The organism is Psychromonas algicola (assembly GCF_004378355.1).
Classification (GTDB): Bacteria; Pseudomonadota; Gammaproteobacteria; order Enterobacterales; family Psychromonadaceae; genus Psychromonas.
The window spans coordinates 37668-63306 of sequence record NZ_SNUB01000004.1 but is presented as its reverse complement, the minus strand read 5'-3'; the positions used below and the strand labels follow the sequence as shown (position 1 = coordinate 63306).

The window sequence follows — 25639 nt, the reverse complement described above, 5'->3', positions numbered from 1 at the left end:
GAAATGAGTTCACGTGAATAAAAATAGATCCTCACTAATTATTATGCGAGATACGGTCCATGCATTAATGATGCGTGAAATAAAAACTCGGTTTGGCGCCAACCGCTTAGGTTATTTCTGGGCGCTTATGGAACCGATTGCTACTGTTGCGGTTTTGGGGCTTATCTTTACCTTAGTAGGGCGGCATAGTCTGGCCAATATACCGGTTGCCGTATTTTTATTTGTTGCTTTGCTGCCATTCAAACTTTTCACTAATTTATTAAATCACCTGTCTTCAGCGGTAGAAGCTAATAAGGCGTTAATGGCTTACCGTCAAGTGTCTGCCATTGACCCTATTGTGACTAGAGTTATCATTGAATTATCTATTTACCTTATTGTCTATTGTATTATTTTTAGCTTTTTGGCTTGGCTGGGTTTTGATGTTGTGCCCGATGACTTTTTAAAAGTCCTTGCAGCAAGTGCTTTGTTAGCTTTAATGGCGATAGGCTTTGGCCTGATGCTATGTAGTGCAATGTCCTATTGGGGAGATGCTAAAAAAATGGTAGGTATTATCACTCGTCCACTGCTTTTTATCTCTGGAATAATGTACAGTGCGACTATGATCCCTACTACATATTGGTATTTATTTGATTGGAACCCGATTTTTCATGTTATGGAACTTAGTCGAGATGCTTACTTTAGTACTTATGTGACACCTGTTGGCAGTTGGTTATATCTAGGAATATGTGCGTTAGTGAGTTTTAGCTTAGGTTTGACAACCTTTTATGTGAATAGGTTGAGGTTTATTACAACATGATCCATTTTGAGCATTTAGATAAATACTATAAAACAAAAAAAGGACGTCATTACGTTTTTAAAGACGTGAATATTAGTCTGCCTACGGATCGTAATATTGCCATTTTAGGCCCCAATGGTGTGGGGAAATCAACCTTGATTAGACTTATGGGGGGCGCCGATATGCCAAGTCGCGGACGTATTCATTCCCAAAAAAATATATCTTGGCCCTTAGGGTTACAAGGGGGCCTGCAAGGCTCTATGAGCGCGCGTGAAAATGTACGATTTGTAGCGCGTATCCATGGTTATAACAATACTAAAGCGATTGAACAACAAGTTGAAGAGTTTGCTGAAATAGGACGGTTTTTTGATGAACCCGTAAAAAATTATTCTAGTGGTATGAGAGCTCGTATTACCTTTGGCTTAACCATGGGCTTTGACTTTGACTTTGATGTGTTATTAATTGATGAGTTAGGCGCGGTTGGTGATGCTAATTTTAGAAAAAAAAGTGAAAAATTATTGCTAGATAAATATGAAAAAACTAAATTAATTATGGTTAATCATTCTATACGCGGCCTTAAAAAGTATTGTGATGCGGGAGTACTTATTCATGAACAAAATTTAATATTTTTTGATAGTTTGGGTGAGGCAATAAAAAAATATCGGGATATCTATGTTAAGTAATGAAAATACAAATCAACTAAGTAGTAATAATTCTAATAAAATAAATAAACCTGAATTATTATCAACTTCTCACCGGAAAATTAAAAAGTTGAAACGTAATCCTAAATCATTTTTTGTAGATTCAAAAGCTTACATAAAGGCGCGAAAAACGATTTATATGGCAAGAGCTAAAATAGGCTCTTTCGCCTTAGTGTTGTTAGCTTCATTATTAGTGATCGTTTATTTTACGTTAATTGCTTCTCCCCGGTATGTGAGTCAAGTACAGTTTGTGGTTAAACAAGCATCAAGTCAATCAGTACAATTGGGGGGGTTAATGGCTTTGGGCGGCTCTTCCACGTCAACACGAGATGCATTAATTTTACAAGAGTATATTCTATCGCAAGAGATGGCCTTTGCATTAGATAATGAGATTGGTTTAAGGGCACATTACCAACAAAAAAGTTGGGATGCACTAAGCCGGTTAAGAGAGAACAGTTCAAAAGAAGAATATGTTACTTACTATCAAGATCACGTCACTGTACGTTATGATGAATTGTCAGAAATATTATTAGTAGAGGCTGAAAGCTTTGATCCTGAATATGCATTGCTATTAGCACAAAGCTTATTGGATATTAGTAAAAAGCTAATTAATGGTCTTGGTGATGATATGGCACAACAACACATGGACTATGCAAAAGGTGAAGTACAAAGAGCTTATAATGATTTGAAAAAACAACAAATTAAACTCATTAATTTTCAAGATAAAAATTCATTGTTTAATCCTGAAATGCAAAGTGCCGCATTGTTTTCTGTGATCAATGAAATAGAGTCATCCTTGATAGAAAAGAAAACTCAATTGAAATCACTTCAAGCTTATTTAAGGGCTGATGCCCCTGAGATAAAAGCCTTAGGTTATGAAATAACGGCTTTAACGTCACAATTACAAGAAGAGAAATCTCGGTTGACCAATCAAGATAAAAAATCACTGAATAAAATAAATTTTGATTTCAAGGAGCTAGAGCTTAATGCTGTATTTGCGGCTGACCTGTATAAATCGGCTTTGACAAGTTTAGAAGTTACTCGTGCTGAAGCCTTTGAAAACCTTAAATATTTGTTAGTGATTGTGCACCCAAGGTTGGCGGAAGATCAGCGATACCCTGAACGCTTGTATAGCATTTTTACTTGGTTTGTTGTCATTTTGCTTATTTATTTGGTTGGGCGATTAATCCTATCGGTAATTAAAGAACATCATGACTAATTAGTTGTTACCTTTTTAATCCCCATTAACCCTAAACCTATTTGAGTTTGTCTATTATGAAAAAAGTATTTACACGCATTATTCTTAGAAAAACACTAATAATGGGTTCATTATTAGTTCTTAGCGCTTGCTCTAGTGGGCCTCGCACCGTCAGTGCTTCATTAGCGTTAGTGACACCTTCGATGGAAAAACCCGACAAAATCATGTTGCCGTTACAGTATTGGCCGCTTTTAGAAGATGAAAATCAGTCCATGCTCTCACATCAACGCTATAAAATTATGTTAAGTCCATTTTACGTTTCTGCTTTAGGGGTAACGTGTCGAGAATTAATATTTGAAGATAACAATAAAGAAGTAAGTAAACGGATTGCCTGTGAAAATTATTTTATTGATAGCAATGACAAAATGGACAAAGGTTGGTTTCTCGAAAATGAGATAATTGACACTCACTATTCGGTGGAGATGTAATGATGAATATTCTGAAATTTAACATGCTATGTCTTATCTTTATCGCGCAGCCTGTTTTTGCTGCCTTTGAACCAAGTTCAATTGATAGTACACAAGATAATAACTCTGGCTTCGGTATTCCTGAAATTGGTATGGCTCCTTCTCTTGCAACGAATACATTGAGTAGTGAAACATATCAACAAAAAGGAAGAAGCGATTTACTGTTACCGGGTGAAGTTGATATCAACCGACTATTACCTTCATCTAGGGAAGTGCTACCGCCGCCTTACGGTGCTAATTTATTTGCTGGAGGTTACGAATCTGAAAGAAGTGATGGTTTGAGTAACAACTACCTGATTGCAGCCGGCGATAAAATTAATATTTGGATGTGGGGTGGGGTTAATTACTCTGATCTCGTTACAGTAGATAATCAGGGCAATATTTTTATTCCCAAAATTGGCCCGATAAAAGTACAAGGGGTAAAAGCAAGTAATATCAATACCTTCGTAACCAATAAAATTAAAGCGACCTATACCAATAATGTCAATGTCTATGTCAATTTACTATCTGCTACGCCTGTCAGTGTTTATATTTCTGGACCTGTCATTCGCCCAGGTCAATATGCGGGAATGGCGTCGGATAGTTTGTTGTATTTTCTGAAGCGCGCGGGAGGGATCGACTCTGAGCGTGGCAGCTATCGTGATATTCAAGTGCTAAGAAACAATCAAGTGGTCATGGCCATTGATTTATACAAATTCGTACAAACGGGACAGCTTCCTAATATAAACTTTAAAGATAAAGACATTATATTAGTGAAACCACAAAAATCAGCGATTAATGTATCTGGTGCGGTACGTAATCCGTTTCGATTTGAACTTATTAATAAAATATCTACAGGTAAAGAATTAGCCAGCTATGCGAAACCATTAGCGAAAATAAGTCATATTGGCGTTTATGGACATCGTGAAACAGGGCCTTTCTCTGTGTATTTAGAAGCTGCAGACTTTGAAAGTTTTTCATTGCAAGATGGCGATAGCGTTGTGTTTAATGCTGATCAACATACACAAATTATTGATGTTCAAATATCGGGCAGTTACATGGGGCCATCATATTTTACGGTTAAAAACACTACTCGATTACATGATTTACTCAGCCATATACCTATCAACCCAGCACTCACCGATCAAAAATCAATTTATATTTTGCGTGAAAGTGTCGCTCAACGCCAAAAACAACTACTTAATGATTCGCTTGATAGACTTGAACGTAGCGTATTTACAACACCTGTTTCTTCCGATGGTGATGCATCACTTCGTGCTAAAGAAGCTGAAATGGTCATGCAATTCACTGAAAAAGCACGCAAAGTTCAGCCGCTGGGTAAGGTGATTGTGTCTGATAATGGCCATTCTGCGAATATTTTGTTAGAAAAAGGTGATAAAATTGTTATACCTCATTATACTGACCTGGTTCAGGTGGCTGGCGAGGTAACAGTACCACAAGCCATCGTTTTTAATAGCGAAGCAAAAGTCGATGACTATATTGCTTGGGCGGGGGGATTTACCGAACGAGCGGAAGATCAAAGAATCTCTATTGTGAGAGCAAACGGCACGGTAATCTTCGATACCGATACACAAATTCAACGTGGTGATCAAATTATCGTGATGCCAAAGGTGGAAGCAAAAACCCTGCAAACAGTGAAAGATATCACTCAAATTTTATATCAAATAGCCGTCGCAGCAAATGTTGCCTTGAGCATATAGTGCAGTTTAAGCACCAGTTAATGAATCATTGATATTAGTTGATGTACTTTATTTGGCGAAGGCTAATTAACAACTAATAATTAAACCGAATAAACGTATAGAAATAAGAAGGTAAAAATGAACAGTAGTAGCATGCAATTAAATGTTGATAAAGCATATGAGCAAACACCATTTGAAGGTTCAGCGCTGGAAAGCATTCAAAAAACATTAACAGAGCAGGGTGAAGCGCTACTTTCATTAGGCAATAACTTTAATCAGTTAGAGTTTCATAAAGCGTTAAGTTACATGTATCAATGTAAAGGGCATATTATTATTTCTGGTATGGGGAAATCAGGTCTTATTGGGCGTAAAATTTGTGCTACGTTAGCCTCTACAGGCACGCCAAGTTTTTTTGTTCACCCTGGTGAAGCCTTTCATGGCGATTTAGGGATGATCACTAAAGAAGATGTGGTGATCCTCATTTCAAATAGTGGCGAAACCGATGAAGTGTTACAATTGATCCCATCGTTGAAAGGGTTTGCTAACCCGATTATTTCTATTTGTAACAATGCTGAATCAACCATGGCTAAAAACTCAAATGCCGTGTTAGAGCTGAAAATGGAAAAAGAAACCTGCCCCAACAATTTAGCACCAACCACCTCGACCACATTAACGACGGCCTTAGGGGATGCGCTTGCTATTGCACTGATGCATAAACGTGGTTTTGCACCGAATGATTTTGCACGCTTTCATCCTGGAGGGTCATTAGGGAAACGTTTGTTAACACAAGTTAAAGATGTTATGACAAATGAAAATCTGCCAATTGTCGATATTTTAGATAAGATGAATGATGTCATTATCACGATGAATAAAGGGCGTAAAGGGCTCGCAATCGTAACAAACAATAAGAACCTCGTTGGTGTCATTACAGATGGTGATTTACGTCGTTCGTTAGGAGGGGATAAGCTGCTTAGCGAATTTAGAGCTCAAGATGTGATGAGTGCTGCACCTATAGTGTGTTTTGAGCATGACATGTTAAATGACGCTGAAGAGAAAATGCAAGATGGAAAAGTATCATCTCTTATTGTTCTTAATGATTTACATTTAGTTGTTGGATTAATTGATATATATAAAATTTAAATTTTTATATTGTGAGTTTTGTATTGGCTAGGTTTGATTGAATTTATTCTAATTAGCCAAGTTTATTATGTAAGCAATATTTAAATTTTGGTAATTGTTATGGTGATTTTTTTGTAGCTAGCCATAGAGTAATTGTTTCAATAGAAAGTAACGTTTCTACTTTGTATAAGAACTAGTTAGTGGATCGTAAAATCTAATTTTTAATATTTTTTAAGGATTTTCATGAAAGTACTATATTTTATAGAGCCTCGTAAAGAGTTAGGTAACACCCTTTTTAGATTAGGAACAATAAGAAATCACATTTCAAAAGAGATGCTTGCTTTAAAAAAGAATTCAAATTGTGAAGTTCATCTTTTATCTAGTCAGGAAGTTGTAAAAGCTGCGAATGAAGAAAAATTATTAGAAGATGTAAAAATTCATTCTATTATTCAAAAAAATATATCAGACTTGTTTCCTGAAAGTAACGTTATTGCTAGTAAATGGTATACAGGAGAGTATTCAGATAAAGATAAAAAAGCAATGGAAGAGCTTTGCAAAAAATCTTTAGGAACATTTATTCCAGATGTTATTATTTGTTATGAAAGTAATGCACCTTATCTTAAAAGTTTATTTCCTAATGCTGCATTCTTAAATAGTATGCTTGGGGCTTTATCTCGAGCGCCATTTCCTGAGCTTGGTTGCTTTGATCCTTGTGGTATTTATAAAGATAGTTATATTCGTAAATTTAAAAATGAATTAATTAATTTGAAAGTTACAGAAAAGCAATTGGAACGTCTTACTGCACTTAGAAGTACCTACGCAGATTTTATTGATAGATATAATCCAATTAAATCTGATGATATACGAGGGAATTACAAAAAAGTTATATTAGTCCCTTTGCAAGTTTCGAAATATTTTGCTTTCGATGATAATCTACCTGAAAATTCAGATATAAAATGCCAATTAGATTTAGTAAGGTATATTTTAAAAAGAGTTGATCCATCTATTGGTATCTACGTCACTTTTCATGCTGCAGATAAAAACTTTATAATTCAAACTGAATTTGAGAAATTACAATTAGAATACTCTAATCTTTTATATAATTCAAAAATTCAAAAAATTCGTTGGTGTTCACAGTGGATTTTACCTTATGTGGACGCAGTTGCAACAGTTTCGTCATCTGTTGGACTTCAAGCTGTATTTTGGAGGAAGCCACTATTTTCGATTGGCAACTCGCATTTGGCTACCTTCAATGCAGGGGAATTAGAAGAAGCTGCTGTGGTTCTAGACAGCAACCTAGATGCAAAAGTTAATTTTGATGGCGCTTTATACCATCTATTGACTCGTTATTACCCATTAATGAATTCTAAGGTACAGAATGGTGATTGGCTATATGCTTTCTTGGATGAGGCGATAAAAAAACACCGTAATGGAAGTATTGAATTCGATTATTTTAAAGAACCTGAAAATGAACAACTTATTTTTGATCAGCTTACTGCTGGTATTCAAACTAAACAGGTTATGGACGATTTAAATAGATTTGCTTCTCATATGTCTTCAACTCAATCAGTAAACATGTTTTCGAATCAGCCTGTAAATGTTTTTGACGTTAAAAGAGAAATCGAAAAGCATGATGTAATCTCATTTGATATTTTTGACACCTTAATTACACGTCGATTGATGCATCCGAATCATGTTTTTGATCTAATGGATACAGAAGCTACTGCAATTTTTTCTAGTGAAAATAAATCATTAATACAATATGGTGGATTTAGGCGTTTAAGAGAACGAGCAGCCAATAATGTAATTAAAAAAATCAGAAGTGATAACAAAGAAGAGATTAGTTTTCTAGATGTCTATAACAAAATTAGATTATTAACGAACTTATCGAAAAAAAGTATTGTAAAACTGCGCAAGTTAGAAATTCGTATTGAAAATGAAGTTATGATGGTTCGAAAATTAGGGGAGGAACTCTATAATCATGCAATAGCATTGGGTAAAAAAGTAATACTAGTTTCAGATATGTATTTGCCTGCTTCTGATATTGAATTTATTGTACGAAAGCTCGGTTATAGTAATTATGATAAATGTTATGTTTCAAGTGAATATAACCTTCTTAAGAAATCTGGGACGTTGTTTGAATTTGTAAAATCAGAGCAAGTAGGAGGTTCAATTCTACATATTGGTGATAACTATTTATCTGACTTTTTAAAAGCTAAAGAGGCAGGGATTTCAGCTATACATATACCTTTAATCCAAGATACTTATGTTTCATCTCGTTTATACTCTGATATATATCACCCATCAGAGATTAGTGATAGTTTAGGCTCATCTTTAATGCACGGTGCTATTTCTCGGAAGTTTTATGATAACAAACAAACAAAAACGGATTGGTTTGAAGGGAAGCCGTATAGATTGGGTTTTGAAGCTTGTGGTCCAGTTTTACTAGGCTTCACAAAATGGATTCTTGAACAAGCGATCAGAGATGGAGTTGAAGATTTATACTTTTTGGCTCGAGATGGTTATTTAGTCAAAACTATTTATGATGAAATTAGTTCAAATATACCTAATGCCCCTAAGTCTCATTATCTTCTTGCTTCTCGACGTTGTTATAGTTCTGCTAGTTTGGAAACAGAGCAAGATATTTTAGACTCTACTTCTCTTGCGTTTTCAAAAGTCGCACTACATCAAATAATGGAAGCTCGATTTGACATTCAAAAAAGTGAAATAGATATAAAAAAAGTAAAGGATGCTGGGTTTGATAATATTGAGCAGGTAGTTGATATAAAACGCAGTAGTCAACTTAAAAAGTTTAAACTTTTTTTACTTCTTAATAAAGATTTAATTCTAACTAAGGCCAAAGAAGAACGCGATTGTTTGCTTCAGTATCTGGATTCTACCGGTATCAATTCTAAACGAAAATCCTCAATCGTTGATATTGGTCATAATGCATCATTACAAAATTATTTAGGTAAATTATTGGGGGGGCGCACTGATATTGGAGGTTATTACTTTATGACATTTTATGGTGCAAAATCTGTTTATGATAAAGGCTTCGATATTAAAGGTTACTTGGCTAATTTTGAAGAGAATAAATTTAGCCAACATCCATATTGTAAAAATATTGGGATGTTTGAATTTTTGTTTCTTCCAGCAATACCTTCTTTTAAAAAATTCATTCGTAAAGAAGGGGAACTAAAAGAGGTTTATGTTTCTGGGGATGAAAACCGTAGGTTCAAAGTTGTAGAAGAGGTACATGAAGGAGTTAAAGATTATGTTTCGATAATAAAAAAATCTGTAGGTGGAAATGTTCTAATATATGAAGTTTCACCAACTCGTTCACTTAAATCTTATATTAAATTTATTCAATCCCCTTTACTTAAGGATGCAAAAATGTTTGATGATATTTCTTTTGTGGACCAATTTGGAGGAAACAATTCACGCTATCTTATACCTAGTGTCTTATATTCGAAAATTACAAATGCTAATTATTCTGATTTTTTGAAAGATAGTTGGTGGAAAGAGGGAGCCAAAGTTTTAGTTAATTCTAATTTTGTAAGTAACGTCGAATCTAATTCAAATTCTGAAATACTTCCTTTTAAGGAACAAACCTTATCTATATATAAAAGGAAAATACGAAAATTTAAAACTAATCCTCGAGCATTTTTACGAGATTCAAAATTTTTGAAACCTATTTGCAAGTTTTTTAATATATAAAGGATTGTGAAAAGAATTATAATATTTAAACTATTTACCTGACTTAAATAAATTATATTATCAACTTTACAATTTATATTGTTGTATAAGTTTAAGTCTTATTATCACCGAATGGATATCATCCTATTATTGGATGACGAAACTTTAGTACTATGAAAGTATTTTCAATTATGAGGTTAACATGCAACCAGTCTATTATAAATTACCAAAACATAATATTATATTCTTGGGTATGCCCAAGTGTGCAAATTCATCAGTAAAGTCATCATTATTACCATTATTAGATTTACCAAAAGAGGTCGATTCTAAAAAAGTACATAAAATATTTGCTGAATTTCAAATTACTAAAGCTGAAGCTGAAGAATTATTCCCTAGTTGTTTTTCTTTTACTGTAGTTAGGAACCCATGGGATCGACTGATCTCAACTTATAGCGATAAAATAAATAGAAAAGATGGTTGGCATGAACGCTTATCTTCTTATGATATGCAAAAAAATATGAGTTTTAGTGATTTTGTAGATAAATTAAAAGTACATCATAAAGAAATTTCTGACGTTCATATTCGCTCTCAAATGAGTATTTTAAAAAGCCGTTCAGGTATGCTAAGCAAGTTTATATGTAGATTTGAATCTTTACCTGAAGATTTTAAAGTTGTTCAGGCATTTGTAGAATCTGAATATGGTATATCGTTACCTGCTCTCCCTGTAATAAACAAATCAAAACATAAACACTATAGTCATTATTATAACGGGCATACTCGTAGAGAGGTTAGAGATATTTATTTAGATGATATTAATGCGTTTGGTTATAAATTTGAAAAGTTAGATAATGATTGATGTATTAATTTAGAATAAATTTAATAAAATATTTGGATAATTAATAGTTATTATCAAAAAACATTATGGAAGAGTTTTTTTGTTAGCCGCTTAGCTTAACTTTGTCAAATACATATTATAAAAGAATATTCATCAATAAATCATATATGCTTTAATAATTCCTTTATTGCTGATGTAGTTGATATTATTCTTTTATTTATATGTAGGTTAGTTATGACTATGACAATATTTATTCTCCCATTAATAATAAAACTCAAAGTTCCTTAATTACTTATGAAGTACGTTATTTTTTGATAAACAGATACGGAATCACCGTAGTATTTATTCTGATACAATTTATACTTTTTAATGGTCATGTGAGGCAGTAATCATAATTTTAGATACATCGAATGTATAAACAAATTACTGATAAAGTTAATGTTGAATATATTTTAAAGTTATTTATTAAGGTTATTTATAATGAATTACATTCTTTTAACGAATCAAATTCACATAGTCATCCCTGCCCGCTTTGGCTCTAGCCGTTTACCGGGTAAGCCTTTACGCGATATTGTTGGGCATCCGATGATTTGGCATGTTTATCAACGTGCTTTAGAAGCTGGCTTTAGTAGTATTGTGGTTGCAACTGATGATGAGCGTATTGCAGAAGTGGTAAAAGGTTTTGGCGGTGATGTGGCGATGACCTCCGTTAACCATTCTTCTGGCACGGAACGATTGGCTGAAGTGGCTGAAAAGTCAGGCTGGGCAGATGATGATATTGTTGTTAATTTGCAAGGTGATGAACCATTAATAGATTCTCAACTAATTAGTGATGTTGCTGATTTATTGAAAAATTCATCTGGTGCTGGTTTGGCTACGCTGGTTACTCCCATCAAAACCTTTGCAGATTTTACCAACCCAAATGTTGTTAAAGCGGTATTGAGTCATAGTAATGAGGCTTTATACTTTAGCCGAGCGCCTATTCCGTGGCCACGCGATGAATTTGCCGCAGGCAGTGAGATATTACCTGAAACTGATGTTTATCGTCATATAGGTATGTATGCGTACCGTGTTGATACGCTTAAGCGTATTCCAACACTATCTGCTTCTCCACTTGAACAGTTAGAGTCCCTTGAGCAGTTAAGGCCGCTACAACATGGTATTACCATTCAATGCGGTATTATTGCTTCTGCACCGGCACACGGCGTTGATACAGAAGAAGATTTAGCTCGGGTTATTGATATTATCAAACAAGCTTAACGCTAAGAAGTAGATGACATTTTAAATGATTAAAGAGAGCTCTAATGAGCTCTTTTTTTGGATAAAAATGACTAATCGTCATGTTAGTAAGTCCCTAACTACACCCACAACTACACCCCTTATTGCAGATATAAAAAAGGCGTAGTAGGTATTAACCTGCTACGCCTTGCTATATATGGTGGCCCTTCCCCGACTCGAACGGGGGACCTGACGATTATGAGTCGTATGCTCTAACCAACTGAGCTAAAGGGCCTAAAATTGTGGGCTGATTATATAAGCTACTGTTTTACCTGTCTAGCTTATCGCGATTGATTGCTTATTTAATCAGCGTAAAAGATAACATTTTTAAAATAAATTAAATAATGTTGCCTTTCTTTTGCGTTATTTGCCTATTTAACTACCTTTTTATTCGTCTAAGAAGCTGCGAAGTTGTTCACTACGGCTTGGATGACGTAGTTTACGTAATGCTTTTGCTTCGATTTGACGAATACGCTCACGGGTTACGTCGAACTGTTTGCCCACTTCTTCTAATGTGTGGTCAGTGTTCATATCGATACCAAAACGCATACGTAATACTTTCGCTTCACGAGCTGTTAAGCCTTCTAATACATCGTTTGTTGCATTCTTAAGACTTTCGCTTGTTGCGCTATCTACTGGTAATGCAATCGTTGTATCTTCAATGAAGTCACCTAAGTGTGAATCTTCATCATCACCGATTGGCGTTTCCATTGAAATTGGCTCTTTAGCAATTTTTAATACCTTACGAATTTTATCTTCAGGCATCATCATGCGTTCTGCTAATTCTTCTGGTTGTGGCTCTCGACCCATTTCTTGTAACATTTGACGAGAGATACGGTTTAATTTATTAATCGTTTCAATCATATGTACAGGAATACGGATGGTACGTGCTTGGTCAGCAATTGAACGAGTAATTGCTTGACGGATCCACCATGTCGCGTAAGTTGAGAATTTGTAACCACGACGGTATTCAAATTTATCAACGGCTTTCATTAGGCCGATATTACCTTCTTGGATTAAATCTAAGAACTGTAAACCACGGTTTGTGTATTTCTTAGCAATCGAGATAACAAGACGTAAGTTAGCTTCAACCATTTCTTTTTTTGCACGACGAGCTTTGGTTTCACCAATGCTCATTGAGCGAGAAATTTCTTTCAAGTTAGTAATGGTTAATGCGCTTTCATCTTCAATGGCTAGCATTTTACGAATACAACGCTCTAAATCTTCTTCAGATTCTTTAATGCCTGCTACATAAGGTTCGTTACCTGATAATAGTTTTTCTAACCAAGCGCTATTTGTTTCGTTGCCTTTGAACATTTTAATGAAATCGGCTTTAGGCATTTTGCATTGCTCAACACAGATTTTTAATATTAAACGTTCTTGTATTCGAGCCGCATTCATATTGCCGCGGATCAATTTCACCATGCGGTCAAATTGTTTAGGGATCAGTTTAAACTGCTGGAAGTATTCTGCTTGCTCTTGTATCGCTGCTAGTGTGTCAGCATGTTTACGACCATTTTTCGCAATTGATTTTTCTACGATGTTATTTAAACGACGTAATTCTGTAAATTTCTCTAATGCTTCTTCAGGGCAAGGACCTTTTGGACCTTCCTCTTCTTCTTCAGCATCTTCTACTTCTTCGTCATCATCTAATTCTTTATTTGATAATTCTGAACCGATATTAGTTGCACTAACGGCTTGTGTCATATCGTCATTTGGATCAATGAAGCCACTGATTAAATCAGTTAATTTCATTTCTTCTGCTTCGTAGCTATCGTAGTTATCTAATAAGTTACGGATAGTGGCAGGGTATTCAGAAACTGAATTTTGTACTTCTTTGATGCCTTCTTCGATACGCTTAGCAATAACGATCTCGCCTTCACGCGTCAATAGCTCAACAGTACCCATTTCACGCATGTACATACGTACTGGATCGGTTGTACGGCCGATTTCTGATTCAACCGTTGCTAAAACTTGTGCCGCTGCTTCTACTGCATCTTCATCAGGTTCATCGTTATCCGTTCCAGATAATATAAGATCATCTGCATCCGGTGCTGTTTCAACAACACGAATCCCCATGTCATTAATCATTTGAATGATATCTTCAATTTGCTCAGAATCCACGATATCTTGCGGAAGATGATCATTTACTTCTGCGAACGTTAAGAAACCGTTCTCTTTACCTTTAATGATCAACTCTTTAAGTAGTGATTGAGGTGTTTGCGCCATAGGTACCATCCAAAATTAGTCGTAAAATGTGGTGTAAATGGGAAAAAATATAAGCGCTCGATTATACGCCTAAATTAAATTTAATGCTAATCCCATTAATGCTGTTTTTGTTCTTTTATAAGTTGAGTTAATTGTAACGTTTCTTCTTTTGTTAAAGTTTCACCTTGCCTTGATTTTTGTTTCAAAAATTCAATACGTTGCGTAAGGTGCATTGATAAAAATTTATCTAATATATCAAAAAATACTTCTTCATATTTATCTTCTTGTACTTGGTGTTTCCAAGTTGCTAGTGTAATTAATAGTTTTTCTTCAGGTTCGTTACGCCAATGTTCTAATAATAGACCAGTAGATAGATGGGGGGTCACTCTACATATTTCAAGTAGTGAGTTCAAAAGAGTTAAGCCCGGTATCTGCATTTCTTTAAATTCTGGTATTTCTGCCAATTGATAAGCCATTTGTGGATCTTGTAATAGCAACGAAATAGCTAAACGCATTGGTGTTATTTTTTGTGATGTTGCTTTTTTTTCAACAGCTTGAGGCGCAGGTAATAGTTTCTGCAAACCTTCTTTTTCAATCCCCAATAAACTGATTAAACGGGTTTCCATCATTTGTCTGAATACAGAGTCTGGTAATTTAGTTAATAGCGGAATAGCCAGTTGTGCTAATTTTGATTTGCTATCGGCACTGCGCATATCAACTTGGGTTAACAATTGTTGAAATAAAAAGTCTGAAAGCGGCATCGCTTGATCAATTAGCTTTTCAAAGAAGTCTTTACCTTCTTTTTGAACCAAACTATCAGGATCTTCACCATCGGGTAAAAACATAAAGCGTAACGTTCGACCGTCTTGAATAGCGGGAAGGGCATTTTCAAGTGCTCGCCATGCGGCTGTTCTTCCTGCATTATCACCATCAAAACAACAAATGACTTCACTTGTTTGTCTGAATAATAGTTGAATATGATCCGGTGTGGTGGCTGTTCCTAGTGATGCAACGGCGTAGTTAATATCAAATTGACCTAAGGCAACTACGTCCATATAACCTTCAACCACTAGAATGCGTTTTACATCCTTTTCAGCTTGTTTGACTTGATATAATCCATAAAGTTCTTTGCCTTTATGAAAGATAGGTGTTTCTGGCGAATTCAGATACTTAGGTGTTGTATCGTCAAATACACGCCCACCAAAACCAATCACTCTGCCTCGGCGATCAAGAATCGGGAACATTAAACGGTCACGGAAGCGATCATAGCTACCGCCGTTATCTTTACTGATCAACATGCCGGCATCAATCAATTGCTGTTCTGTTTGTTTATTAATGGCAAAGGTTTTACGCACTTCATCCCAACCGTCAGGGGCATAACCAATTTGGAAGTATTTGGCGGTTTTACCCGATAGCCCTCTATTTTTTAGATAGCTAATGACTTTTTCACTGTTTTTGTGAGTACGTAGTTGTTGTTGATAATAGCGGGTAATATCTGCCATTAATTGATACAGATCTTTTCTATCTACATAACTTGTTGCATTTTGTTTGTGGCCGGTTTCTTCGCGTGGTACTTCAATGGAAAGCTGCTCTGCAAGTACTTCAACAGCATCTACAAATTCAATGCCATCGTATTCCATTAAGAATGTCACTACATTGCCACTCACGCCGCAGTTAAAGCAATGGTAAAACTGTTTATCTGAACTTACTGAAAATGAAGAGTTATTACTGCCGTTATGAAAAGGGCAACAAGCACGATAATCTTTACCTTTTTTTCTCAATTTAACGCGGCTATCAATTACATCTACGATATCACTTCGTGAGATAAGGTCATCGATGAAATTTTTAGGAATACGGCCAGCCATTGTTGGATCCTATAAATGTAAATTGAATAATGTTAGGTATATTTATTATAAGTAGAAAGCTGAAGGTCTAATTGGTTCAATGAAAGTTAATTAAATTAAGTGGAGCATTTTACAACTTATTCTATCTAATCTATAACTTTTTTTTCAAGGCTTAACATAACGATGTATGATTGTGATTAAACAAAAAAGCCTCAGACTTATTAATTAAGCTGAGGCTTTTTTAATCAACAACGAACAAACAGCTTAAAGTAAGTTAGCTCTTACAAGTTTACTTACTTCTGCCATATCTGCTTGCCCTTGAATGTCTTTTTGGAGTACACCCATCACTTTACCCATATCTTGCATGCCTTTTGCATCTACTGATGCGATAGCTTGTTTGATATGTGCTTCTACTTCTTCCGAAGTAAGTGCTTGGGGTAAAAACTCTTCTAAAATAGCAAGTTCTGTTTTTTCAATATCAGCAAGATCGTTGCGCTCAGCTTTTTCAAACTGGCTAATTGAATCTTTACGTTGTTTCACTGATTTAACAACGACTGCCGTAACAGCATCATTATTCAGTTCAACTTTATCGTCGATTTCAATTTGATTCACTGCAGCAAGTAATGAGCGGATAGTTTTTAAACGAAACTTATCCTTAGCGCGCATTGCTAGCTTTAGTTCTTCTTTTAATCTTGCTTTTAAAGCCATTAAGAACCTCTAACTATTCTAGTATAGACGTACGCGACGAGCGTTATCACGAGAAAGTTTTTTCAAGTGACGTTTAACAGCTGCTGCTTTAGCACGTTTGCGAACTGTAGTAGGTTTTTCGAAGAATTCACGCTTACGTGTTTCTGCTAAGATACCTGCTTTTTCACAAGAACGTTTAAAACGACGTAGTGCTACGTCAAATGGTTCGTTTTCACGAAGTTTAATTACTGGCATATGCCTATTACCTTTATGGTTACGGTCGTAAATTGACCAGTGCATTTAAATTGGTGCGAGATTTTAATCCTATTCAGGGGCAAATGTAAAGAAATTCCGTATTAATTTTGATGAAAAATGCGTAAAGATCCTAATGATCTTTAGATCGGCTTCTTTATTGTCAGTATAAAGAAAAAAATCAGTGTTTATTGTACTTTTCCGATAGAATGCGTTTAATTTTTTATTTTAAGTAAGCTGAGGTCATTTTGATAATCAGCGATAACATTATATAGGGCTGTTTATTATGCGAATTTTAGGCATTGAAACATCATGCGATGAAACGGGGATTGCCGTTTATGATGACCAAGAAGGGTTGTTGTCGCACCAATTATATAGTCAAGTTAAGTTACATGCCGATTATGGTGGCGTTGTGCCAGAGCTTGCTTCGCGTGATCATGTTCGTAAAACCATACCATTAATTAAAGATGCACTTAAACTCGCTAATTGCACTAAAGACGATATCGATGCCATTGCTTATACAGCAGGTCCGGGTTTAGTAGGAGCATTATTAGTTGGTTCATGTATTGGGCGTAGCTTGGCATTTGCATGGGATAAACCAGCGATTGCTGTGCATCATATGGAAGGTCACTTATTAGCGCCTATGTTAGAAGAGAACAAACCTGATTTTCCTTTTGTTGCTTTGTTAGTCTCTGGCGGACATACCTTACTAGTGCAAGTTGATGCTATCGGTGAATACACTTTATTAGGTGAAAGTATTGATGATGCGGCGGGTGAAGCTTTTGATAAAACCGCGAAATTATTAGGATTAGATTATCCTGGTGGACCGCGTTTAGCTAAAATGGCAGAACAAGGTGTTGCAGGGCGCTTTAAATTTCCTCGTCCTATGACAGATCGTCCGGGTTTAGACTTTAGTTTTAGTGGCTTAAAAACCTCTGCTGCAGTGACTATTGCAAAGGAAGGTGACGATGCACAAACACAGGCTGATATCGCTTACGCTTTCCAAGAAGCGGTGATTGATACGATTGCGATTAAATGTAAACGTGCTTTAAAACAAACAGGTTTAAAACGTTTAATTGTTGCAGGTGGTGTAAGTGCAAATAGTGCTTTACGTGAGCAACTTGCAGAAACAATGAAAAAATTGGGTGGTGAAGTGTTTTACCCACGTAGTGAATTTTGTACGGATAATGGTGCAATGATTGCTTATGCTGGCATGCAACGTTTGAAAGCTGGGCATTTCCAAGATCTTGAGATTAAAGCAAAACCTCGCTGGCCTTTGCAAGATCTTTCAAGTGTTAATGAACCGGCATAAGGTTTGTTGCGATCATTAAACACGTTTATACGGGTTTAATGATTGCTAACTAATTTAAGCGTCTCTTGGTAATCCTTTTTTGACGCTATTAATCAAACGTAAATTCAATCTATCCGCTTTAATAGGGAGTTTTTGTTGCTGCTCTTGTAAAGCCCATTCTATATGTTCGTTAACCAATTCATCTTCACTTGCTGATAACTTATTTTGTAATGTCGTAATGGTTTCAATACTGCTAGGTGCATTGCCTAGAGCAATAGCTATATTTCTTAACCAACGTTGATAGCCAATTCGACGGATCGGCGACCCTTCGGTATTTTTTAAGAATTCTGCTTCAGACCAATTGAACAAAGTTATTAAAGGTTGTTTTTGTAAGAAGTCTTTTGCTTGATAATCTGGCTCTTGAGTTGTTTCCGCAAAGCGATTCCAAGGACAAATTAACTGGCAGTCATCACAACCATATATACGATTCCCCATGGCTTTACGAAATTCTTCGGGAATTGCACCTTGTAATTCAATGGTGAGATATGAAATACAACGTCTCCCGTCTACAACATAAGGGGCAACAATTGCTTGAGTTGGGCAGATTTTTAAACAAGCAACACAACTTCCACATTGATTTTCCAATGCTGCGTCTATAGGCAAGGGCAAATCAATTAATAATTCGCCAATAAAAAACCAAGAGCCAGAGTCTTTGTCTAACAATAGTGAGTGTTTACCAACCCAGCCTAGGCCTGCTTTTTCTGCTAATGGACGCTCTAATACTGGCGCACTGTCTACAAAAGGGCGAAAGCCTAACTCACTAATTTCACTATGAATTTTATCACCAAGTTGTTTTAGCTTTTTTCGCAGTACTTTATGATAATCTCTCCCCAATGCATAACGACTTATATAAGCGAGATCTTTGCTTTCTAGGTTTGAAGCAAATTGAGCTTCTTCAGGTAAATAATCCATTCTTGCTGAAATAACTCTAACGGTGCCGGGTAATAATTCATCGGGGCGAGCACGTTTCATTCCGTGTTTTGCCATATAATCCATTTCGCCGTGGTAGTCGTTATCCAACCATTTTTGTAAGTTGGCTTCTTGATCTGCTAAGTTAATATCAGTGATCCCAACTTTTTGAAAGCCAAGATCTTTTCCCCAATCTTTTATATCTTGAGCGAGTTTTGCTAAATCATCAGTCGATAGACTTGCATATTTATTGGATGCAGTTTCTGATTGAGGCGCTGTAGGGGATTGCGTATTTGTCATGATTAACTTTTTAATTGTTAGCAGTAAGAAATGTAAGTTGAAACTGTCATTTTAACCTTGCTGGCTGAGTTTAACACACTCTAAAACTTTGTTTTTTCGTATAACTCATAGATTGTATTGAACAATAAACAGAAATTAATGTCTTCATTAGCACTGAGCTGTCGTTTGTGTTGCATTCTAACGTGGCGAGAGGTGGCATGAAACAGGTGATTTCTGCTATTATCTGGTTATTAAAAATTTCAATATTAGAATATTTATTAATATGCATATTCTTATATAATCAATTAACCTTGAGTACTCTTTATTTATATTGGATGTTAGTGAAACCAAATGCCTACTTTGTTAAAAGAAAAATTATTAGATTCTGAGCAAACCGTTTTATTTGGGAAGCGCTTAAGTCAAGTTTGTGATGTCGCCACATGTATTTATTTGCATGGGACCTTAGGTGCAGGAAAAACAACCTTAACGCGTGGGTTTATTCAAGGTTTAGGGCATGTTGGCAATGTGAAAAGTCCAACTTATACATTGGTTGAGCCCTATGAATTATCAAAGTGGCAAGTGTATCACTTTGATCTTTACCGTTTATCTGATCCTGAAGAATTAGAGTTTATGGGGATACGTGATTATTTTGGCGATACAAGTCATTGTTTAGTGGAATGGCCTGAAAAGGGTGTTGGCTTTTTACCTGAGCCGGATATTGATTTAACGATTGCCTATGTTGGCGAACAGCGAGAAATTACTTTGCAAGCAAATACAGATGTTGGGTTAAGAGTATTAGAACAATTATGATAGTTGAGAATGCATTTTTATCGGTTAATTCAGTGTTAAGTACATTTGCTCGATTTTTGTGCTTAGCGGTTGTTTTGCCGAGTTTTAGTGTTATTGCTGCTGAAAAAAATGAGCTCGAAAATGTACGTGTTTGGCCGTCCCCTGATAATACAAGGGTTGTTCTCGATCTTGGTCAAAAACCAAGTTATGAAATTCATTATCTGACTAAACCTGATCGTTTAGTGATCGATTTAAACTCAACCATCAATAAAGCCAATTTAGATGAAATTGTTGGTGATGGTCCGGTTGTTAAAGATGTAAGAGCAAGTTCAACGGATAAAGCTGGCGCATTTCGTCTTGTTTTAGATTTAAAAGAAAGCAGCAAAGCCACTGTTTTTAGTTTACCTCCGGCTAAACCTTACGGTCATCGTTTAGTAATTGATTTACCAAATAAGCAAGAAGTCGTGGTGGTTCCGAAATCCATTGCTGTTGCTAAAGATGGCCGAGACATTATTGTTGCCGTTGATGCAGGGCATGGGGGAGATGATCCCGGTGCTCTAGGTAAATATACTTATGAGAAAAAAGTGACGCTTCAAATTGCGAAGCGTTTAGCTGCAAAAATTAATGCTCAAAAAGGGATGCAGGCTTTCTTAATAAGAAAGGGGGATTACTTTGTTAATTTAAACAAACGCTCTGAAATTGCACGTAAAGGGAAAGCGGATTTTCTTGTTTCAATTCATGCCGATGGATTCACTTCTAGTCGTCCTCGCGGAGCTTCTGTTTGGGTACTTTCTAATCGTCGAGCGACTTCTGAATTAGGTCAATGGATGGAAAAGCATGAAGCCCATTCTGAGCTACTAGGTGGGGCTGGTGATATTATTCAAGATTCCGATAGTGTCCCATTTTTGAATAAAATGCTACTTGATATGTCCATGGGAAACGCCATGGGAGTGGGTTATGCCATTGGTGATTTGGTGAATACTGAATTATCTAAAGTAACTCATATGCACAAGAAAAAACCTGTACACGCAAGCTTAGCGGTACTGAAATCTCCTGATATTCCTTCTATTTTAGTGGAAGCTGGTTTTATAACTAATCGCACTGAAGAACGCTTGTTAAACCAAGCTGGGTTCCAAAATAAAATAGCCAATGCTGTGTATAAAGGGATTTATAAACACTTCAGCGACACGCCACCTCAAGGTACTTTATTTGCTCAAAATAAACGAACTTTAAAACATACTGTTGCTCGTGGTGAGTCTTTGTCTGCCGTTGCTAAGCGTTACAGTATTAGTCGTTCTCAGTTAAAACAACACAATCAATTAAAATCAGATATTTTGCAGATTGGGCAAGTATTAAGCATTCCTACTAATTACCATGCGGTAGCTAAAGCAGAATCAACTAACTCAAATGTATCAACATTAGATATTAAACCTTTTGTTACACACGTTGTAAAAAGTGGTGAATCGCTTTCTCTGATCGCAGTGAAATACAACAAAACCACTACAGAGCTGAAGTCGTACAACAATTTGCGTTCAACTTCTTTAGCGATTGGTCAAAAAATTAAAATACCAGGTGGTGGCTTTGATTCATTCTCATCCAATGCAAGCGTTGAGACTGAAGTCGTGCATCAAGTTAAGCGTGGCGAGTTTCTTTCTTTAATTGCCGCTAAATATAATAAAACAACTGCACAGCTTAAGGCTTACAATAATTTACATTCAACAACGTTAACCATTGGGCAAAAAATTAAAATACCGTCTTCGGTACCTAATTTTGTGGCTCAAAAGGAAATCAATCATAAGGTTAAGCGTGGTGAGTCGTTATCTTTAATTGCTGCGAAATATAATAAAACCACTGCGCAGTTAAAATCTTATAATGGGTTGCGCTCTACAACGCTGTCAATTGGGCAACAAATAAAAATTCCTGCATCTGGCGTGACTATCGCTCAGAAAGAGTTGATGCACAAAGTACAGCGTGGTGAGACTTTGTCCGCCATTGCACAACGATACAAGGTTAACCTTGCCACGTTGAAACAATATAATAAGTTAAGATCAACAACATTAGAAATTGGGCAATTTATTAAAGTGCCTGTTTATTCTGGGCAATCTTTTAAAGCCAGTACTCCAACGATTCATAAAGTAAAACGTGGTGAGTCTTTATCGGTTATTGCGCAACGTTACGGTCGTACATCTGAACAATTTAAAGCTTATAATAAATTGCGTTCTTCACAATTAGCGATTGGGCAGCAATTAAAAATTCCAAGTGCCAATTATATCGCAGTGATTAAACCAAGTGTGCATACCGTAAGAAGTGGGCAGTCCTTATCAACCATTGCTAAAAGGTATGGCACTACAGCACTACAATTGAAAGTGCATAATAATTTACGATCTAATTCCTTAGCAATTGGTCAAAAACTAAAAATACCTACGAAAAAAATTACTAAAACTCAACATAAAGTACGCAGTGGTGAGTCATTATCAATTATTGCAAAACGTTATGGCACAACAACAAGTGTGATTGTTTCTGTGAATAAATTACGTTCTAAATCGCTTGCAATAGGGCAAGTGCTTACTATTCCTATCAGCTAGTCTACGGGTTTATTATTATGTCTATTAAAATACTGCCTGCTAGGTTAGCCAACCAAATAGCAGCCGGAGAAGTTGTTGAACGTCCAGCTTCTGTGGTTAAAGAGCTTGTAGAAAACAGTTTAGATGCAGGCGCAACTCGTATTGATATTGAAATCGAGCAGGGTGGCGCTAAATGCATTCGCATTAAAGATAATGGCAAAGGGGTAAGTAAAGAAGAACTTACCTTAGCATTAAGCCGACATGCAACAAGTAAAATCAGCCATCTTGATGATTTAGAAGCGATTGTTAGTTTGGGGTTCAGGGGAGAAGCGCTTGCCAGTGTGAGTTCTGTTTCTCGTTTAACATTTACTTCTAAACCTGCCGAGCAAGAACAAGCTTGGCAGGCGATTGCAGAAGGTCGCGACATGGAAGTAAATGTTCAACCCGCCGCTCATCCTCAAGGTACAACGGTTGAAGTCTTAGATTTGTTTTTTAATACGCCTGCTCGACGCCGTTTTTTAAAAACTGAGAAAACCGAATTCCAACATATTGACGAGCTCATTAAACGTATTGCATTGAGTCGTTTTGATATTGCCATTACGCTTAAACATAACAATAAAGTGGTTAGGCAATACCGTGCTGCGCCAGAGCAAAAACAACAAGAAAAACGTATTGCTGCGATTTGTAGTGAACAGTTTATGAAACATGCTTTGCATTTTGAACATTCAGATCAAGCATTAACAATATCTGGTTGGGTATCAGACCGACTATCTCCTCGTCCACTCGCAGATGTGCAATACTGTTATATCAATGGTCGTATGATCCGCGATAAATTAGTTAATCATGCTATTAAGCAAGTTTATGCTCACTTTTTGCCGCAGGGCATGTTTCCCGGTTACATTATTTATATTGAATGTGATGCTAAGGAAGTCGATGTTAATGTGCATCCATCGAAGCATGAAGTCAGATTTCATCAAGCACGTTGGGTGCATGATTTTATTAGCAGTACATTAAATATTACGCTTAACGATAGCTCGTTACTGAGTCATCAAAATGATGTAGCAACGGCAAATGAACAAGGGCGATTGGTAGAGCATTCATATCAACCGCCTAGCCATTTTCATGAACAGGTGGAATATGGTACGCAACAATCTCCTTCTAGAGTTCAAGGGTATTCTGGTGGGGCTCATCAAGCTGCAAATGTAGGTTTAAGTGATCAACAAGTGGATGCCTATTGCGATTTTGTTGCTGAAGCTTACCAACAACCTATTGCACCTAATAACAACAGTGAAACCTTTGTTGCAACAGAAGAAGTTAACTTAAGTCATCAAGTGGTTGCCTTTATTAATTCTGAATATGCATTATTAAAAGTAAATCATTTGCCCTTCAGTAAGCTAACTAATAATGGCCTGTTATTAATGTCATTATCTAAAGCGAATATACATCTCGTTTCACAACGCTTGTTTACTGCTTGGCAAGATGGAGAAGTTATTTCTCAACCTTTGTTATTACCTGTTCGTTTTGAAGCAGACCAAAATATGGCAACAATTGCAGAGCAGTCTAATCAATTATTAAATCGTTTGGGGTTTAGTTATAAATTCCAATCTAAATTTATTATTGTTAATCAGGTGCCTAGCGCTTTTCGTCATGCTCCTGTTGCTGCTATTTTAGCTAAATTATTTGCTTCAACTCAGGTCATTACTGATGATGCAGAGGAAAGTGTCAAAAGATTATGTGACCAACTTGCTGAATTATTATTTGAACATGAAACAAAAAAATCACCATCGGTCGTGGAAGTTGAGTCGTTATTGAAATCATTAGCTCGCTTTTCTGAGGCTGAGTTAAAATGCTGCTTTAAGCAACCGGATCTATCATTGTTAATACAAGGTGTTCACTGATATGAGTGACGTTAAAACAAGTTCACTTCCTAAAGCTATTTTTTTAATGGGGCCGACGGCCTCTGGAAAAACTGATTTAGCGATCAAACTCGCGCAAGAATGTCGCTGCGAAATTATTAGTGTTGATTCGGCTTTAATCTATAAAGGCATGGATATTGGTACGGCAAAACCAAGTACAGAAGAACAAGCACTTGCGCCACATTTATTAGTTGATATCATTGACCCTATACAAAGTTATTCCGCTGGGGATTTTCGTGATGATGCCCTGGCATTGATGCATGATATTGTGGCTCGTGGAAATACGCCATTATTAGTGGGCGGTACCATGCTTTATTACAAAGCATTAGTTGAAGGCTTATCTCCTTTACCAAGTGCAGATCCTGCAATAAGAGCCAGTATTGAAAAACAAGTCGAAGCATCAAGTTGGCAAGCTTTGCACGATGAATTAAGAGAAATTGACCCCGTTTCAGCACGGCGTATTCATGTGAATGATCCACAACGATTAGCACGAGCAATTGAAGTGTACCGTATTAGTGGTAAAAGCATGACTGAATTAACTGCTGTAAAAAGTGAACCAATTCCCTTTGATATTCAACAGTTTGCTATCGCTCCAGCAGAGAAATCTGTATTACATGAGCGTATAGAAAAACGTTTTGATTTAATGTTAGCTGCTGGATTTGAGCAAGAAGTTCAGGGTCTATATGATCGCGGTGATTTACATTTAGATTTACCTTCTATGCGCTGCGTAGGATATCGACAAATGTGGGAATTTATTGAAGGTAAATTAGACCGAGAAGAAATGCGCTTTAGAGGCGTGGTTGCAACAAGACAACTTGCTAAAAGGCAAATGACTTGGTTACGCGGTTGGAAACAAGAAATTACTTGGTTAGAAAGTGCTGATATAAATAATTTTGATAAAATTAGGTCTACACTTTAATCTATCAATAAACAAAATAAAATAAACAGCAATAAAAAAGCATGATATAAATCGTGGTTATTATAAATACAGGCGTTATAAAGTGTTACTGATCAATGTTTCACAATTTTCGT

Annotated in this window: 18 protein-coding genes, 1 tRNA gene and 1 pseudogene; 14 read left to right on the top strand and 6 right to left on the bottom strand. The window is 36.2% G+C overall.

Annotated elements, in window-relative coordinates:
* The first annotated feature begins 13 nt into the window (after positions 1-13).
* The 9 genes from E2R67_RS03115 (at position 14) to kdsB (ending at position 11790) form a co-directional block, all read left to right on the top strand.
* Complete coding sequence (locus E2R67_RS03115) at positions 14-796, top strand: ABC transporter permease (RefSeq protein ID WP_134289480.1); 783 nt, start codon at positions 14-16, stop codon at positions 794-796.
* Positions 793-1458, top strand: a complete 666-nt coding sequence (locus E2R67_RS03110; RefSeq protein WP_134289479.1) for an ABC transporter ATP-binding protein — start codon at positions 793-795, stop codon at positions 1456-1458. The genes E2R67_RS03115 and E2R67_RS03110 overlap by 4 nt, the downstream gene beginning before the upstream one ends.
* A 157-nt stretch (positions 1459-1615) precedes the next feature.
* Positions 1616-2695, top strand: coding sequence for a KpsE/RkpR family capsule polysaccharide export protein (locus E2R67_RS03105; protein ID WP_134289562.1), 1080 nt, complete (start codon positions 1616-1618; stop codon positions 2693-2695).
* A gap of 56 nt (positions 2696-2751) precedes the next feature.
* Positions 2752-3162, top strand: coding sequence for a hypothetical protein (locus E2R67_RS03100; RefSeq protein ID WP_134289478.1), 411 nt, complete (start codon positions 2752-2754; stop codon positions 3160-3162).
* On the top strand, positions 3162-4901 hold the full coding sequence (locus E2R67_RS03095; protein WP_243836937.1) for a polysaccharide biosynthesis/export family protein: 1740 nt from the start codon (positions 3162-3164) through the stop codon (positions 4899-4901). Before E2R67_RS03100 ends, E2R67_RS03095 begins: the two co-directional genes overlap by 1 nt.
* 117 nt (positions 4902-5018) lie before the next feature.
* The gene (locus E2R67_RS03090) at positions 5019-6020 is read left to right on the top strand and encodes a KpsF/GutQ family sugar-phosphate isomerase (protein ID WP_243836936.1); all 1002 of its coding nucleotides are present in this window, start codon (positions 5019-5021) and stop codon (positions 6018-6020) included.
* 222 nt (positions 6021-6242) lie between these two features.
* Positions 6243-9716 carry an HAD family hydrolase gene (locus E2R67_RS03085; protein ID WP_134289477.1) on the top strand — a complete coding sequence of 1158 codons (3474 nt, stop codon included), beginning with the start codon at positions 6243-6245 and terminating at the stop codon, positions 9714-9716.
* A gap of 181 nt (positions 9717-9897) precedes the next feature.
* Positions 9898-10551, top strand: a complete 654-nt coding sequence (locus E2R67_RS03080) for a sulfotransferase family 2 domain-containing protein (RefSeq protein WP_134289476.1) — start codon at positions 9898-9900, stop codon at positions 10549-10551.
* Positions 10552-11010: 459 nt separating this feature from the next.
* Positions 11011-11790 (top strand): 3-deoxy-manno-octulosonate cytidylyltransferase, encoded by a 780-nt coding sequence (gene kdsB / locus E2R67_RS03075; protein WP_134289475.1) that lies wholly within the window; start codon positions 11011-11013, stop codon positions 11788-11790.
* Positions 11791-11966: 176 nt separating this feature from the next.
* Here kdsB and E2R67_RS03070 read toward each other — a convergent pair.
* The 5 genes from E2R67_RS03070 to rpsU form a co-directional block, all read right to left on the bottom strand.
* Positions 11967-12043, bottom strand: a tRNA-Ile gene (locus tag E2R67_RS03070).
* Between the two features lie 152 nt (positions 12044-12195).
* A complete protein-coding gene (gene rpoD, locus E2R67_RS03065; protein ID WP_134289474.1) occupies positions 12196-14037 on the bottom strand; it encodes an RNA polymerase sigma factor RpoD in 1842 nt (613 codons plus the stop codon).
* Between the two features lie 95 nt (positions 14038-14132).
* Positions 14133-15881: a DNA primase gene (dnaG, locus tag E2R67_RS03060; protein WP_134289473.1), complete on the bottom strand. Its 1749-nt coding sequence runs from the start codon at positions 15879-15881 to the stop codon at positions 14133-14135.
* A 243-nt stretch (positions 15882-16124) separates the two neighbouring features.
* Positions 16125-16568, bottom strand: a complete 444-nt coding sequence (locus E2R67_RS03055; RefSeq protein WP_134289472.1) for a GatB/YqeY domain-containing protein — start codon at positions 16566-16568, stop codon at positions 16125-16127.
* Between the two features lie 18 nt (positions 16569-16586).
* Positions 16587-16802 carry a 30S ribosomal protein S21 gene (gene rpsU, locus E2R67_RS03050; protein WP_025563760.1) on the bottom strand — a complete coding sequence of 72 codons (216 nt, stop codon included), beginning with the start codon at positions 16800-16802 and terminating at the stop codon, positions 16587-16589.
* A 283-nt stretch (positions 16803-17085) separates the two neighbouring features.
* Between rpsU and tsaD the strand changes: the two genes are divergently transcribed.
* Positions 17086-18111, top strand: coding sequence for a tRNA (adenosine(37)-N6)-threonylcarbamoyltransferase complex transferase subunit TsaD (gene tsaD / locus E2R67_RS03045; RefSeq protein ID WP_134289471.1), 1026 nt, complete (start codon positions 17086-17088; stop codon positions 18109-18111).
* 54 nt (positions 18112-18165) lie between these two features.
* Here the strand turns inward: tsaD and queG are convergent, their stop codons facing one another.
* Positions 18166-19359 (bottom strand): tRNA epoxyqueuosine(34) reductase QueG, encoded by a 1194-nt coding sequence (queG, locus tag E2R67_RS03040; RefSeq protein ID WP_134289470.1) that lies wholly within the window; start codon positions 19357-19359, stop codon positions 18166-18168.
* A gap of 330 nt (positions 19360-19689) precedes the next feature.
* Between queG and tsaE the strand changes: the two genes are divergently transcribed.
* The 4 genes and pseudogenes from tsaE (at position 19690) to miaA (ending at position 25526) form a co-directional block, all read left to right on the top strand.
* Positions 19690-20148, top strand: a complete 459-nt coding sequence (gene tsaE, locus E2R67_RS03035; protein WP_134289469.1) for a tRNA (adenosine(37)-N6)-threonylcarbamoyltransferase complex ATPase subunit type 1 TsaE — start codon at positions 19690-19692, stop codon at positions 20146-20148.
* Positions 20145-21491 (top strand): annotated as a pseudogene (locus E2R67_RS16990) (N-acetylmuramoyl-L-alanine amidase); the annotation flags it as partial. The gene tsaE and the pseudogene E2R67_RS16990, both read left to right, overlap by 4 nt.
* Before the next feature lie 1238 nt (positions 21492-22729).
* Positions 22730-24589, top strand: a complete 1860-nt coding sequence (gene mutL, locus E2R67_RS03025) for a DNA mismatch repair endonuclease MutL (RefSeq protein ID WP_134289467.1) — start codon at positions 22730-22732, stop codon at positions 24587-24589.
* Between the two features lies 1 nt (position 24590).
* Positions 24591-25526: a tRNA (adenosine(37)-N6)-dimethylallyltransferase MiaA gene (gene miaA, locus E2R67_RS03020; protein WP_134289466.1), complete on the top strand. Its 936-nt coding sequence runs from the start codon at positions 24591-24593 to the stop codon at positions 25524-25526.
* Positions 25527-25639: the final 113 nt, after the last annotated feature.